16 protein-coding genes and 1 tRNA gene are annotated in these 13971 nt (G+C 63.9%); 13 read left to right on the top strand and 4 right to left on the bottom strand.

Annotated features, from left to right (window positions below):
* Nucleotide 1 precedes the first annotated feature (1 nt).
* From ABFA30_RS19180 to ABFA30_RS19170, 3 genes are all read right to left on the bottom strand, one after another.
* Nucleotides 2–940, bottom strand: a complete 939-nt coding sequence (locus ABFA30_RS19180) for a FecR domain-containing protein (RefSeq protein ID WP_253090574.1) — start codon at nt 938–940, stop codon at nt 2–4.
* A gap of 3 nt (nt 941–943) precedes the next feature.
* Nucleotides 944–1435, bottom strand: a complete 492-nt coding sequence (locus ABFA30_RS19175) for a sigma-70 family RNA polymerase sigma factor (protein ID WP_253090575.1) — start codon at nt 1433–1435, stop codon at nt 944–946.
* 355 nt (nt 1436–1790) lie between these two features.
* A tRNA-Leu gene (locus tag ABFA30_RS19170) sits at nt 1791–1875 on the bottom strand.
* 108 nt (nt 1876–1983) lie between these two features.
* On the opposite strand from ABFA30_RS19170, the gene queA reads away from it, so the two are divergent.
* From queA to ABFA30_RS19140, 6 genes are all read left to right on the top strand, one after another.
* Nucleotides 1984–3033: a tRNA preQ1(34) S-adenosylmethionine ribosyltransferase-isomerase QueA gene (queA, locus tag ABFA30_RS19165; RefSeq protein ID WP_225788600.1), complete on the top strand. Its 1050-nt coding sequence runs from the start codon at nt 1984–1986 to the stop codon at nt 3031–3033.
* 14 nt (nt 3034–3047) lie between these two features.
* Nucleotides 3048–4163, top strand: coding sequence for a tRNA guanosine(34) transglycosylase Tgt (gene tgt, locus ABFA30_RS19160; RefSeq protein ID WP_253080793.1), 1116 nt, complete (start codon nt 3048–3050; stop codon nt 4161–4163).
* A 40-nt stretch (nt 4164–4203) separates the two neighbouring features.
* A complete protein-coding gene (gene yajC / locus ABFA30_RS19155) occupies nt 4204–4539 on the top strand; it encodes a preprotein translocase subunit YajC (RefSeq protein WP_023382222.1) in 336 nt (111 codons plus the stop codon).
* 63 nt (nt 4540–4602) lie between these two features.
* The gene (secD, locus tag ABFA30_RS19150; RefSeq protein ID WP_410045799.1) at nt 4603–6465 is read left to right on the top strand and encodes a protein translocase subunit SecD; all 1863 of its coding nucleotides are present in this window, start codon (nt 4603–4605) and stop codon (nt 6463–6465) included.
* A gap of 10 nt (nt 6466–6475) precedes the next feature.
* Entirely contained in the window at nt 6476–7384 is a 909-nt protein-coding gene (gene secF / locus ABFA30_RS19145; RefSeq protein WP_225788602.1) for a protein translocase subunit SecF, read from the top strand.
* A 120-nt stretch (nt 7385–7504) separates the two neighbouring features.
* Entirely contained in the window at nt 7505–8053 is a 549-nt protein-coding gene (locus tag ABFA30_RS19140) for a glycine zipper 2TM domain-containing protein (protein ID WP_225788603.1), read from the top strand.
* A gap of 143 nt (nt 8054–8196) precedes the next feature.
* Here the strand turns inward: ABFA30_RS19140 and suhB are convergent, their stop codons facing one another.
* Nucleotides 8197–9015 carry an inositol monophosphatase family protein gene (suhB, locus tag ABFA30_RS19135; RefSeq protein ID WP_225788604.1) on the bottom strand — a complete coding sequence of 273 codons (819 nt, stop codon included), beginning with the start codon at nt 9013–9015 and terminating at the stop codon, nt 8197–8199.
* 150 nt (nt 9016–9165) lie between these two features.
* On the opposite strand from suhB, the gene trmJ reads away from it, so the two are divergent.
* The 7 genes from trmJ to hscB all read left to right on the top strand — a co-directional run bounded on the left by trmJ (nt 9166) and on the right by hscB (nt 13971).
* Nucleotides 9166–9936 carry a tRNA (cytosine(32)/uridine(32)-2'-O)-methyltransferase TrmJ gene (gene trmJ, locus ABFA30_RS19130; RefSeq protein WP_225788605.1) on the top strand — a complete coding sequence of 257 codons (771 nt, stop codon included), beginning with the start codon at nt 9166–9168 and terminating at the stop codon, nt 9934–9936.
* A gap of 4 nt (nt 9937–9940) precedes the next feature.
* Nucleotides 9941–10726, top strand: a complete 786-nt coding sequence (gene cysE, locus ABFA30_RS19125; RefSeq protein ID WP_253080782.1) for a serine O-acetyltransferase — start codon at nt 9941–9943, stop codon at nt 10724–10726.
* Nucleotides 10727–10893: 167 nt separating this feature from the next.
* Entirely contained in the window at nt 10894–11385 is a 492-nt protein-coding gene (gene iscR / locus ABFA30_RS19120) for a Fe-S cluster assembly transcriptional regulator IscR (RefSeq protein ID WP_253080781.1), read from the top strand.
* A 42-nt stretch (nt 11386–11427) separates the two neighbouring features.
* On the top strand, nt 11428–12642 hold the full coding sequence (locus ABFA30_RS19115) for an IscS subfamily cysteine desulfurase (RefSeq protein ID WP_225788608.1): 1215 nt from the start codon (nt 11428–11430) through the stop codon (nt 12640–12642).
* A gap of 46 nt (nt 12643–12688) precedes the next feature.
* Nucleotides 12689–13075 carry a Fe-S cluster assembly scaffold IscU gene (iscU, locus tag ABFA30_RS19110; protein WP_225788609.1) on the top strand — a complete coding sequence of 129 codons (387 nt, stop codon included), beginning with the start codon at nt 12689–12691 and terminating at the stop codon, nt 13073–13075.
* 42 nt (nt 13076–13117) lie between these two features.
* Entirely contained in the window at nt 13118–13441 is a 324-nt protein-coding gene (iscA, locus tag ABFA30_RS19105; protein ID WP_253080780.1) for an iron-sulfur cluster assembly protein IscA, read from the top strand.
* A gap of 8 nt (nt 13442–13449) precedes the next feature.
* On the top strand, nt 13450–13971 hold the full coding sequence (gene hscB, locus ABFA30_RS19100) for a co-chaperone HscB (protein ID WP_253080779.1): 522 nt from the start codon (nt 13450–13452) through the stop codon (nt 13969–13971).

Here is a 13971-nt window from a genome sequence, read left to right as displayed (position 1 = left end):
TTCATGCGGCCTCGATGCGCACCCAGTAGCGGGTCAGGTAACGCACCCGGATCGGCAGTGATGTGGCCAGGTTTTCCAGGATGCGATCGCTATCGTCCAGGCGGAAGGCGCCGGAGACGCGCAGGTCGGCGACGGCGTCGCTGCAGGCCAGCAAGCCCGGGCGGTAGCGGCCGAGCTCGACGACCAGGTCGCGCAGGCGCCAGTCCACCACCATCAGCATGCCGCGCACCCAGGCATCGCTATCGTCGGGCAGGGGGCTCGGCACATCCAGGCGATGATCGTCGAACCAGGCCTGTTGGCCGGCTTCCAGTCGCAGCAGGCGGCTGGGGGACTGTGCCGGACGCAGTTCGACCGCATGCGCCGTGACCTGGACCAGGCAGCGCTGGCCTTCGCTGCGTACGCTGAAGCGCGTGCCCAGGGCGCGGATGCTGCCCTGTGGGGTATGCACGATGAAGGGCCGCTGCGCCGTATCGGCTGCCGTCTGGATGAGGACTTCGCCGTGGTGCAGGCGTACCTCGCGCAGGGTCGCGCCATAGAGAACGTCCAGGGCACTGTTGGTGTTGATCTCCAACCGCCCGCCATCGGCCAGGTGCACATGGCGCCGCTCGCCTTTGCGGGTACGATACTGCGCCAGCCGCGACGACAACGGTTCGATCACCTGCAGGCCCCAGCCCGTGGCGCCAGCGGCCAGCAACAGCCCCAGCACCTTGGCCACCGCCCGGCGCCTTGTGCGGACACCGGCCAGGGCCGGCAGGGCGATCTCGCCGGGGAGTGTGTCGAGCTGGCGTTGCAATTTTTCTAATCGTGCCCAGGCCCTGGCGTGGCGCTCGTCCTGCTCCAGCCACGCTTGCCAGCCAGCATGATCGGCCTGGCCTGGCGGCGCGGCATTGAGCTGCACGTACCAGGTGGCCGCGGCCTCCAGCACCTTGCGCTCCAGCATCGCTCAGTCTTCCACCAGCAGCAGGCACTGGGTCATGGCGCGGATCATGTGCTTCTTCACCGTGGTCACCGACACGTTCAGGCGCTGCGCCGTGGCCACGTAGCTCAGGCCTTCCAGTTGCACCGCCAGGAATACCGTACGGGTGCGATCGCCCAGGCCGTCGAGCATGGCATCCACGGCGGTGAGGGTTTCGAGGATCAGCAGGCGCGTTTCCGGGGAGATGTCCAGCGGCTCCGGGCGCAGGGCCAGGGCGTCGAGGTAGGCCTGTTCCACGGCACGGCGGCGGAAGCGATCGATCATCAAGGCGCGGGCGATGGAGCTGAGGTAGGTGCGCGGTTCGCGGATGGCCTCGACGTTGCGGGCGGCCAGCACGCGCATGAAAGTGTCCTGCGCCAGGTCGGCGGCATCGCTGGAGTTGCCCAGGCGTGCGCGGAGCCAGGTGTTCAGCCAGCCGTTGTGGGTCTGGTAGAGCTGGTGCAGGGTGGCGGAGGGCATGATCGGCTCTTCATGAGAATGATTCTCTGTAATGTTGGCTTATGTGTTTGTTCAGAACAAGGGGCTTTTTCGTTGTTCCGCTTGTGCCTCGTCAACGGGGCACTGCAATCGCTGCATTGGGCGTATGCGGAGGCTGCATGGATGTGCGAAACGAGATCGTTGATCGCGTTGGAAGGCGGTGTAGGGGCGTTGTGCGCCCCAATCGCGACACAAGGCCGCTCCCACAGGCAGAGCGCTGAAGTGGGAAATAATGCCTTGTCTATCGGAATCACCTGCGGCGTGCTGGAACGGTCGGATTGGCATCCAGAATTCCAGGCATAAAAAAACCGACCATAAGGTCGGTTCTTTCGGATCTTGGTGCCCCGAGGGAGACTCGAACTCCCACTCCTTTCGAAAACGGATTTTGAATCCGCCGCGTCTACCAATTCCGCCATCAGGGCTTGTGGCGCCGCAGTATAGAGAGGCGTCGAGGGTCGGTCAATCGGGTTTCATGGTCAATTTTCGCGCGTTGGGCTAAACTTTCCGGCCCTGTCGAACCGAACACCATCATGCGCGTCGCCGATTTTTCCTTCGAACTCCCCGATTCCCTGATCGCCCGCCACCCCCTGGCCGAGCGCCATGGCAGCCGTCTGCTGGTCCTCGACGGGCCGAGCGGGGCGCTTTCGCACCGGCGCTTCACCGACCTGCTCGAATACCTGCGCCCGGGCGACCTGATGGTGTTCAACAATACCCGGGTGATCCCGGCGCGGCTGTTCGGCCAGAAGGCCTCCGGTGGCAAGCTGGAGGTGCTGGTCGAGCGCGTGCTGGACAACCACCGCGTGCTCGCCCACGTACGCGCCAGCAAGGCGCCCAAGCCGGGTACGCAAATCCTCATCGACGGCGGCGGCGAGGCCGAGATGGTCGCGCGCCACGAGACGCTGTTCGAGCTGCGGTTCAGCGAGGACGTGCTGCCGCTGCTGGAGCGGGTAGGGCACATGCCGCTGCCGCCTTATATCGACCGGCCCGACGAAGGCGCCGACCGCGAGCGCTACCAGACCGTCTACGCCGAACGTGCCGGCGCGGTGGCAGCGCCCACGGCGGGGCTGCACTTCGACGAGTCGCTGCTGGAGAAGATCGCCGACAAGGGCGTGGCATGCGCCTTCGTCACCCTGCACGTGGGGGCCGGGACCTTCCAGCCGGTGCGCGTCGACAAGATCGAGGACCACCACATGCACAAGGAGTGGCTGGAAGTCAGCCAGGCGGTGGTGGACGCCGTCGAGGCCTGCCGTGCCCGTGGCGGTCGGGTGATCGCGGTGGGGACCACCAGCGTGCGCTCGCTGGAGAGCGCGGCGCGTGATGGCCAGCTGAAAGCCTTCAGTGGCGACACCGACATCTTCATCTACCCGGGCCGGCCGTTCCATGTGGTCGATGCCCTGGTCACCAATTTCCACCTGCCGGAGTCCACGCTGCTGATGCTGGTCTCGGCCTTCGCCGGCTACCCCGAGACCATGGCTGCCTACGCGGCGGCGGTCGAGCAGGAGTACCGCTTCTTCAGTTACGGTGATGCCATGTTCATCACCCGCAATCCGGCGCCACGCGGCCCCGAGGATCAAGCATGAGTCGCACCTGTCGAATGTCCTTCGAACTGCTGGCCACCGACGGCAAGGCCCGTCGCGGCCGCCTGACCTTCCCCCGTGGCACGGTGGAAACCCCGGCGTTCATGCCGGTGGGCACCTATGGCACGGTCAAGGGCATGCTGCCACGCGATATCGAAGCCATCGGCGCCGAGATCATCCTTGGCAATACCTTCCACCTGTGGCTGCGCCCGGGTACCGAGGTGATCAAGAAGCACGGCAGCCTGCACGACTTCATGCAATGGAAAGGCCCGATCCTCACCGACTCCGGCGGCTTCCAGGTGTTCAGCCTGGGCGCCATGCGCAAGATCAAGGAAGAGGGCGTGACCTTCGCCTCGCCGGTGGACGGTTCCAAGGTGTTCATGGGGCCGGAGGAATCCATGCAGGTCCAACGCGACTTGGGCTCGGACATCGTGATGATCTTCGACGAGTGCACGCCGTACCCGGCCGAGCACGACGTGGCGCAAGCCTCCATGGAGCTGTCGCTGCGCTGGGCCCAGCGCTCGAAGAACGCCCATGCCGACAATACCGCGGCGCTGTTCGGCATCGTCCAGGGCGGCATGTACCAGGACCTGCGCATGCGTTCGCTGGAGGCCCTGGAAAACATCGGTTTCGACGGCCTGGCGATCGGCGGCCTGTCGGTGGGGGAGCCCAAGCACGAAATGATCAAGGTGCTGGACTACCTGCCGGCGCAGATGCCCGCTGACAAACCTCGTTACCTTATGGGGGTAGGCAAACCCGAGGATCTTGTGGAGGGTGTGCGCCGCGGCGTCGACATGTTCGATTGCGTGATGCCCACGCGCAACGCGCGCAACGGCCATCTGTTCGTCGATACCGGGGTGATCAAGATCCGCAACGCGTTCCATCGCCATGATGATTCGCCACTGGATCCAACCTGCGACTGCTACACCTGCAAGAACTTCTCTCGCGCTTATCTGCATCACTTGGACAAGTGCGGCGAAATGCTGAGCAGCATGCTGAATACGATCCACAACTTGCGCCATTACCAGCGTTTGATGGCCGGTTTACGCGAGGCTATTCAACAAGGTAAATTGGCCGCCTTTGTCGACGCCTTCTATGCCAAGCGCGGGCTGCCTGTGCCGCCCTTGGACTGACTGTCCGCACTTAACAAAACCTTAGTCACTGGAGTGCCCAATGAGCTTTCTGATTCCCGCCGCCTACGCGGACGCTGCTGCCCCTGCCGCCGGCCCCGCCGGTACCGGCTTCGAATGGATCTTCCTGGTCGGTTTCCTGGTCATCTTCTACCTGATGATCTGGCGTCCGCAGGCCAAGCGTGCCAAAGAGCAGAAGAACCTGCTGAGCAACTTGCAAAAAGGTGACGAAGTCGTCACCAACGGCGGTATCGCTGGCAAGATCGTCAAGGTTTCCGATGATTTCGTGGTCCTGGAAGTTTCCGACAACGTCGAGCTGAAGTTCCAGAAGGGCGCCGTGGCGGCGACCCTGCCAAAAGGTACGCTCAAGGCTATCTGAGTCATCGTTTTTCTTTTCCAGTCGGGGCGCGCAACGCGCCCCGCGTCTTGAACGGGCGGCGTGATGCTGAACAAATACCCTCTGTGGAAATACCTGCTGATCCTGGTGGTACTGGCGATCGGCTTTATTTATTCCGCTCCCAACCTCTACCCGGATGACCCGGCGGTGCAGATCAGCGGTGCCAGTTCGGCCCTGCAGGTCTCCCAGGCCGACCTGGACCGCGCCACCATGGCCCTGACCGATGCCGGCATCACCGTCAAGGGCAGCAGCCTGGGCGAGAAGGGCAGCGCGCTGGTGCGCCTGGTCAACCAGGAAGATCAGCTGCCGGCCAAGGATGTGGTGCGCAAGGCCATGGGCGATGATTACGTCGTGGCCCTGAACCTGGCCCAGACCACCCCGCAATGGCTGCGCAACCTGGGCGCCAGCCCGATGAAGCTGGGCCTGGACCTGTCCGGTGGTGTCCACTTCCTGCTGGAAGTGGACATGGACAAGGCCATGAACGCCCGCCTGAAGGTCTATGAAGGCGAAGTGAAGACCCTGCTGCGCAAAGAGCGCATCCGCTATCGCAGCCTGCCCCAGCAGGACGGCGGCATCATGCTGGGCTTCGCCGACGATGCCACCCGCGAGCAGGCCCGTAGCCTGATCCGCAAGAATTTCAATGATTTCGACCTGACCACCACCGAGCGCAACGAGCTCGCCGTGCTGCGTCTGGCGCTGACCCAGGCGAAAGTCGCCGAGATCCGCGAATACTCGATCAAGCAGAACCTGACCACCGTGCGCAACCGGGTCAACGAGCTGGGCGTGGCCGAGCCGCTGGTCCAGCGCCAGGGTGCCAACCGTATCGTGGTCGAGCTGCCAGGCGTGCAGGACACCGCCGAGGCCAAGCGTATCCTCGGCAAGACCGCCAACCTGGAGTTCCGCTTCGGTGCCGAGCCGGGCGCTTCCAAGGCCACCACCGAGGTGTTCGAGTTCCGTGAAGGCGGGCGCTCCGCCGCGGTCGAGCGTGGCTTGATCATCACCGGTGACCAGGTCACCGATGCCCAGGCCAGCTTCGACGAGCAGGGCCGCCCGCAGGTCAACATCCGCCTCGACGGCCACGGCGGCGAGCTGATGAGCCGCGCCACCCGCACCAATGTCGGTCGTAGCATGGCGGTGATCTTCATCGAGCAGAAACCGGTGACGCGCTATGTCAAGCAGACGGTAGATGGCGTCGAGAAGGAAGTGCCGGTACAGAGCTTCCAGGAAGAGAAGAAGATCATCAGCCTGGCCACTATCCAGTCGCCGCTGGGCAGCCAGTTCCGCATCACCGGCCTGAACGGCCAGGGCGAGTCGTCCGAGCTGGCCCTGCTGCTGCGCGCCGGTGGCCTGGCCGCGCCGATGTACTTCGCCGAGGAGCGCACCATCGGCCCGAGCCTGGGCGCCGACAACATCGTCAAGGGCATCGATGCCTCCCTGTGGGGCATGCTGTTCGTCTCGCTGTTCATCATGGCCATCTACCGTGGCTTCGGCGTGATCGCTACCATCGCCCTGGCGGGCAACATGGTCCTGCTGCTGGCGCTGATGTCGCTGTTGGGTGCGACGCTGACCCTGCCGGGTATCGCCGGTATCGTGCTGACCATGGGTATGGCGGTGGACGCCAACGTGCTGATCTTCTCGCGGATCCGCGAGGAAATCAGGGCTGGCATGTCGGTGCAGCGCGCCATCCACGAAGGCTTCAACCGTGCCTACACCGCGATCATCGACGCCAACCTGACCAGCCTGCTGGTCGGTGGCATCCTGTTCGCCATGGGTACCGGCCCGGTCAAGGGCTTCGCGGTCACCATGTCCCTCGGGATTTTCACCTCGATGTTCACCGCCGTCATGGTGACCCGCGCCATGGTCAACCTGACCTGCGGCGGGCGTGACATCAAGAAGCTGTGGGTTTGAGGGAGCTGCGATGAAAACCATCAATTTCATGGGCGTGCGCAATGTCGCGTTCGCCATTACCCTGCTCCTCACCGTGCTGGCCTTGTTCAGTTGGTGGCAGAAGGGCCTGAACTTCGGTCTGGACTTCACCGGCGGTACGCTCATCGAGCTGACCTACGAGCGTCCGGCGGACCTTACGACGGTACGTGCCGAGCTGGCCCAGGCGGGCTTCGGGGAGGCCGTGGTGCAGAGCTTCGGTGCCACCACCGACCTGCTGGTACGTATGCCGGGCGATGATCCGCAGTTGGGCAACCGTGTCGCGGCGGCCTTGCAGAAGGTTGGCGGCGACAACCAGGCGACGGTCAAGCGCGTCGAGTTCGTCGGCCCGCAAGTGGGCGAGGAACTGCGTGACCAGGGCGGCCTGGGCATGCTCCTGGCCCTGGGCGGCATCCTGGTCTACCTGGCCTTCCGCTTCCAGTGGAAGTTCGCCGTCGGTGCCATCGTCTCGCTGGTCCACGACGTGGTGGTGACGCTGGGTATCCTGTCGTTCTTCCAGATCACCTTCGACCTGACGGTGCTGGCTGCGGTGCTGGCGATCATCGGTTACTCGCTCAACGACACCATCGTCGTATTCGACCGCGTGCGCGAGAACTTCCGGGTCATGCGCAAGGCCTCGCTGATCGAGAACATCAACGTCTCGACCACCCAGACCCTGCTGCGGACCATCGCCACCTCGGTGTCGACCTTGCTGGCCCTGGCCGCGCTGCTGTTCTTCGGCGGCGACAACCTGTTCGGCTTCTCCCTGGCGCTGTTCATCGGTGTCCTGGCGGGTACCTACTCGTCGATCTACATCGCCAACGTGGTGTTGATCTGGCTGAACCTGAGCAGCGAAGACCTGATCCCGACGGTCAAGGCCGAGGGGGTGGACGACCGTCCGTAAGGCGTTGTCCTACACCGTTTGGCGTAAAGAAGGGCGCGAGTGTTGAACTCGCGCCTTTTTTTTCGCTCCAAGGCTGGGAGAAGGCGGGCAAGATCCCGCGGGTACGATCAGGAGGTTCGCGTGAACAAATCAATGCTGGTGGGTGCGGTACTGGGTGCTGTCGGTGTGACCGCCGGAGGTGCTGTGGCGACCTACAGCTTGGTGAACAAGGGGCCTGAGTACGCCCAGGTCATGGACGTGCAGCCGATCAAGCAACAGGTGAAGACGCCGCGTGAGGTGTGCAAGGACGTTACCGTGACGCGCCAGGCGCCGGTCAAGGACCAGCACCAGATCGCCGGCACCGTGGTCGGTGCCCTGGCGGGTGGCCTGCTGGGTAACCAGATCGGTGGTGGCACGGGCAAGAAGATCGCCACCGTGGCCGGTGCGGTCGGTGGTGGCTATGCGGGCAACAAGGTGCAGGAGCACATGCAGAACAGTGACACCTATACCACCACCCAGACCCGCTGCAACACGGTTAACGACATCAGTGAGAAGGTGGTTGGCTATAACGTGAAGTACTCCATTGGCGACAAGGTCGGCCAGGTGAAGATGAACCACGAGCCGGGCTCGACCATCCCGCTGGACAAGAACGGTAACCTGGTCCTGAGTGACAACCAGGTCGGCCAATAACTCCCCTTGTGGGAGATGCCCTTTAGCAAGGGCTACACCCTTGTTCGCGGGCACGCTCGCTCCCACGCTGTTGTGAATTGCAGCCACAAAAAAAGCACCCCGCGCGGTCCGCGGGGTGCTTTTTTTGTGGCTGCAATCCGCGCTTAGCGCTTCATGTGCTCGGGCAGGTGCGGTTGGATGGCGGTCAGCACCGCCTTGAAGCACTTGATGTTGCCCGCGACGATATGGCCCTTGTCGAGGAAGTCGTGGCCACCGTTGAAGTCGCTCACCAGGCCACCCGCTTCCTGGATCAGCAGTACGCCCGCAGCCATGTCCCACTCGGACAGGCCCGACTCCCAGAAGGCGTCGAAACGGCCGGCGGCGACGTAGGCCAGGTCCAGGCTGGCAGCGCCGGCGCGGCGGATGCCGGCGGTCTGGCCGGTGAGGGCGCGGAACATGCCCAGGTAGTTGTCCAGGTCGGCGATCTGGTTGTCACGGAACGGGAAACCGGTACCCAGCAGGGCGCCTTCCAGGCTGCTGCGCGAGCTGACGCGCAGGCGGCGGCCGTTGAGCTGGGCGCCGCGACCGCGGCTGGCGGTGAATTCTTCCTGGCGTACCGGGTCGACGATCACGGCGTGCTCGAGGCGGCCGCGGTACTTGCAGGCGATGCTGACCGCGAAGTGAGGAACGCCACGCAGGAAGTTGGTGGTGCCGTCCAGCGGATCGATGATCCACAGGTAGTCCTTGCCGTCTTCGCCGGAGCCGGCGTGCAGGCCGGTTTCCTCTCCCTGGATGGAGTGGTTCGGGTAGGCCTTGCGCAGGGCGTTGACGATGCTCTGCTCGGCGGCGCGATCGACCTCGGAGACGTAGTCCTTGGCCTCTTTCTCGTCGACCTTGATGCTATCCAGGCGTTCGATGGAGCGGAAAATCAGTTCACTGGCGCTGCGAGCGGCGCGCAGCGCGATATTCAGCATAGGCTGCATGGGCGTTTCACCTGGGATGTTAAAGAAGAAAGCCGCACATTCTATCAGAAAACTGTTCCGGCAGAAGGGTGACATTTGCTTTCATGGCGTTACGCCTGTCGGTTCTGTAAGATCGATTCCCCTTTTCCTTGTATCTGTGAGCTCGATACCTTGCTGCAAAATATTCGTGTTGTTCTGGTCAATACCAGCCACCCCGGCAATATCGGCGGCGCTGCTCGTGCCATGAAAAACATGGGCTTGTCGCGCCTGGTACTGGTCCAGCCACAGGATTTCCCCGCCGTGGACGCCACTGCGCGTGCCTCCGGTGCCGACGATGTGCTGGATAACGCCCAAGTGGTGGGCAGCCTCGAGCAGGCGCTGGTCGGCTGCAGCCTGGTGCTTGGCACCAGCGCCCGCGACCGCAGTATCCCGTGGCCGCTGCTCGACCCCCGCGAGTGCGGGATCAAGGTCGTGGAGCAGGCCGGCGCCGGCGAGGAAATCGCCCTGGTGTTCGGTCGCGAGCACGCCGGCCTGACCAACGAAGAACTGCAGCGATGTCACTTTCACGTGCACATTCCCTCGAACCCCGACTTCAGCTCGTTGAACCTTGCCGCTGCCGTCCAGGTGCTCGCCTACGAGGTGCGCATGGCCTGGCTGGTGGCCCAAGGGGCGCCGTCGAAGGTCGAGAAATTCGAAGCCAACTCGCTGCGCAGCGGCGAGCTGGCGACCATGGACGAGATGGAGCTGTTCTACGAACACCTGGAGAAAACCCTGGTGGACATCGGCTTCCTTGACCCCGAGAAGCCCAAGCACCTGATGCCGCGCCTGCGCCGGCTCTATGGGCGCAGCGCGGTCAATCGTTCGGAAATGAGCATTTTGCGCGGCATCCTCACCGAGACCCAGAAGGTCGCCAGGGGCGAGCCGCATAAGCGCAAGGACTAAAAAGATGTTCGAACGTCTGCGTGAAGATATCCAGAGCGTATTCCATCGTGACCCGGCGGCGCGCAACGCCTTCGAGGTACTGACCTGCTACCCGGGTATGCACGCCATCTGGCTGCATCGTCTGGGCCATGCCCTGTGGGTGCGTGACTTCAAGTGGCTGGCGCGCTTGGTGTCGAACTTCGGCCGCTGGCTGACCGGTATCGAGATCCATCCGGGCGCCACCATCGGCCGGCGCTTCTTCATCGACCACGGCATGGGCATCGTCATCGGCGAGACCGCCGAGATCGGCGACGACGTCACCCTGTACCAGGGCGTGACCCTGGGCGGCACCAGCTGGAACAAGGGCAAGCGCCACCCGACCCTGGAGAACGGCGTGGTGGTCGGTGCCGGGGCCAAGGTGCTCGGCCCGTTCACCGTCGGCGCGGGGGCCAAGATCGGTTCCAACGCGGTGGTGACCAAGGCGGTGCCGGCCGGTGCCACCGCGGTCGGCATCCCCGGGCGGATCATCGTCAAGGCCGAGGACGACGAGGTCGAGGCCAAGCGCAAGGCCATGGCCGACAAGATCGGCTTCGATGCCTATGGTGTCAGTGGCGACATGCCCGACCCGGTGGCTCGCGCCATCGGCCAGATGCTCGATCACCTGCACGCGGTCGACGAGCGCCTGGAGGGCGTGTGCGGGGCATTGACCAAGCTGGGCAGCGACTATTGCGGCAAGGAGCTGCCGGCGTTGCCCGAGGAAGACTTCACCGAGGTCAAGCCGGCCGCGCAGAGCGACACTCAGCCGCATTGATTACGGCGCAGCGACGATGGGGCGTGTGCTCACGCCCCTTGTCTGCTACAATCGCGCCCGCCTCCCCGATGTAAGCCCGACTAAAGCAGTAGGTCTAATAGTTGACTTAAATGCTCGGGAATCGCATACTCGCTCACATCCTGTAACTCCCGTGGTATCCACTAGCCATGCGACTGACTACCAAAGGCCGATATGCCGTGACCGCCATGCTTGACCTGGCGTTGCATGCGCAGCATGGGCCGGTGTCTTTGGCCGACATTTCCGAGCGCCAGGGCATTTCCCTCTCTTATCTGGAACAGCTGTTCGCCAAGCTGCGCCGCAGCAGCCTGGTTTCCAGCGTGCGCGGTCCGGGCGGCGGCTACCAGCTGTCGCGGGACATGGAAACCATCCAGGTGGCCCAGGTCATCGATGCGGTCAACGAATCGGTCGATGCCACCCGTTGCCAGGGGCTGGGGGATTGCCACGCCGGTGACACCTGCCTGACCCACCACTTGTGGTGCGACCTCAGCCAGCAGATCCATGAATTCCTCAGCGGCATCAGCCTGGCTGACCTCGTCATGCGCCGTGAGGTGCAGGAAGTCGCCCAGCGCCAGGACCTGCGCCGTGTCGCGGGCCGCAACGCCCAGTTGGACAAGATTGAGACGTCCGCCGTCGACTGAACGTAGCGACGAGCGACGCCACCGCCTGATAGGAGATACTCAATGAAGTTGCCGATCTACCTCGATTACTCCGCGACCACCCCGGTCGATCCCCGCGTCGCCCAGAAGATGGCCGACTGCCTGCTGGTCGACGGGAACTTCGGTAACCCGGCCTCGCGCTCCCACGTCTTCGGCTGGAAGGCCGAGGAAGCGGTCGAGAACGCTCGCCGCCAGGTCGCCGACCTGGTTAATGCCGACCCGCGGGAAATCGTCTGGACCAGCGGCGCGACCGAGTCCGACAACCTGGCCATCAAGGGTGTCGCGCACTTCTATCACACCAAGGGCAAGCACATCGTCACCTCCAAGATCGAGCACAAGGCGGTCCTGGACACCGCTCGCCAGCTCGAGCGCGAGGGCTTCGAGGTCACCTACCTCGAGCCTGGCGAAGACGGCATCATCACCCCGGCCATGGTCGAGGCGGCGCTGCGCGACGACACCATCCTGGTCTCGGTCATGCACGTCAACAACGAGATCGGCACCATCAACGACATCGCCGCCATCGGTGAGCTGACCCGCTCCCGCGGCGTGCTGTTCCACGTCGATGCCGCCCAGTCGACCGGCAAGGTCGAGATCGACCTGCAAAAGCTCAAGGTCGACCTGATGTCCTTCTCGGCGCACAAGACCTACGGCCCGAAAGGTATCGGCGCGCTGTACGTCAGCCGCAAGCCGCGCGTGCGCCTGGAAGCCACCATGCACGGTGGCGGCCATGAGCGCGGCATGCGCTCCGGCACCCTGGCCACCCACCAGATCGTCGGCATGGGCGAGGCCTTCGCCATCGCCAAGCAGGAAATGGCCAGCGAGAACGCCCGTATCAAGGCGCTGAGCGACCGCTTCTTCGAACAGGTCCAGAGCCTGGAAGAGCTGTACGTCAATGGCAGCCGCACCGCCCGCGTGCCGCACAACCTGAACCTGAGCTTCAACTACGTGGAAGGCGAATCGCTGCTGATGGCCCTCAAGGACATCGCGGTATCGTCCGGCTCGGCCTGCACCTCCGCTTCGCTCGAGCCTTCCTACGTGCTGCGCGCCCTGGGCCGCAACGACGAGCTGGCGCACAGCTCGATCCGCTTCACCTTCGGCCGTTTCACCACCGAAGAAGAAGTCGACTACGCCGCGCAGAAGGTCTGCGAGGCCGTGAACAAACTGCGTGAGCTGTCGCCGCTGTGGGACATGTACAAAGACGGCGTTGACATCTCCAAGATCGAGTGGGCCGCCCACTAAGCAGTCGCCGGCAAGAGCGGCTCCCTGATGAGGAAGGAATTGCACCATGGCATACAGTGAAAAGGTCATCGACCACTACGAAAACCCGCGCAACGTCGGCAAGCTGAACGCCGAGGACCCGGATGTCGGTACCGGCATGGTCGGCGCGCCGGCCTGTGGCGACGTCATGCGCCTGCAGATCAAGGTCAACGAACAGGGCATCATCGAAGACGCCAAGTTCAAGACCTACGGCTGCGGCTCGGCCATCGCCTCCAGCTCCCTGGCCACCGAGTGGATGAAGGGCAAGACCCTGGACGAAGCCGAGACCATCAAGAATACCCAGCTGGCCGAGGAACTGGCGCTGCCGCCGGTGAAGATCCACTGCTCCGTGCTCGCCGAGGACGCCATCAAGGCGGCCGTGCGCGATTACAAGCAGAAGAAAGGCTTGCTCTAAGTCGCCTGTGGCAAGGTAACTGACGTTGAGGAAAGAGTTCCGATGGCTATCAGCATGACAGAAGCCGCCGCCAACCACGTGCGGCGTTCCCTCGAAGGGCGCGGCAAGGGTGAGGGCATCCGCCTGGGCGTGCGCACCACCGGCTGCTCGGGCCTGGCCTACGTGCTGGAGTTCGTCGACGAGCTGGCTGCCGAGGACCAGGTGTACGAGAGCCATGGCGTCAAGGTGATCATCGATCCCAAGAGCCTGGTCTACCTGGACGGCACCGAGCTGGACTTCGTCAAGGAAGGGTTGAACGAAGGCTTCAAGTTCAACAATCCCAACGTGCGCGGTGAGTGTGGCTGCGGCGAAAGCTTCAATGTCTGAGGGTTGACGTGGGTACTCCTTGCCATTTCGCCCTGTTCGACCTCAAGCCCAGCTTTCGCCTGGACCTCGACAAGCTGGCCGTTCGCTATCGCGAGCTGGCCCGCGAGGTCCATCCGGACCGCTTCGCCGACGCCTCCGAGCGTGAGCAGCGCGTAGCCCTGGAAAAGTCAGCCGCCCTCAACGAGGCCTACCAGACCTTGCGCAGCGCGCCGCGGCGTGCCCGTTACCTGTTGGCCATCAGTGGCCACGAAGTGCCCCAGGAAGTCACCGTGCACGACCCGGACTTCCTGCTGCAGCAGATGCAGTGGCGCGAAGAGCTCGAAGAGCTGCAGGACGAGGCCGACCTGGACGGCGTCGCGGTGTTCAAGAAGCGCCTGAAGGTCGCCCAGGACACGCTGAACGAGGAATTCGCCGCCTGCTGGGACGATGCTGCCGAGCGCGACAGGGCCGAGCGCCTGATGCGCCGCATGCAGTTCCTCGACAAGCTCGCCCAAGAAGTGCGCCAACTGGAAGAGCGCCTCGACGATTAA

It is taken from the genome of Pseudomonas sp. HLMP (genome assembly GCF_046365545.1).
In the GTDB taxonomy this organism is placed as follows: domain Bacteria; phylum Pseudomonadota; class Gammaproteobacteria; order Pseudomonadales; family Pseudomonadaceae; genus Aquipseudomonas; species Aquipseudomonas guariconensis_B.
Note: the sequence above shows the minus strand (reverse complement) of the source record. Positions and strands in the feature narration are given on the sequence as shown.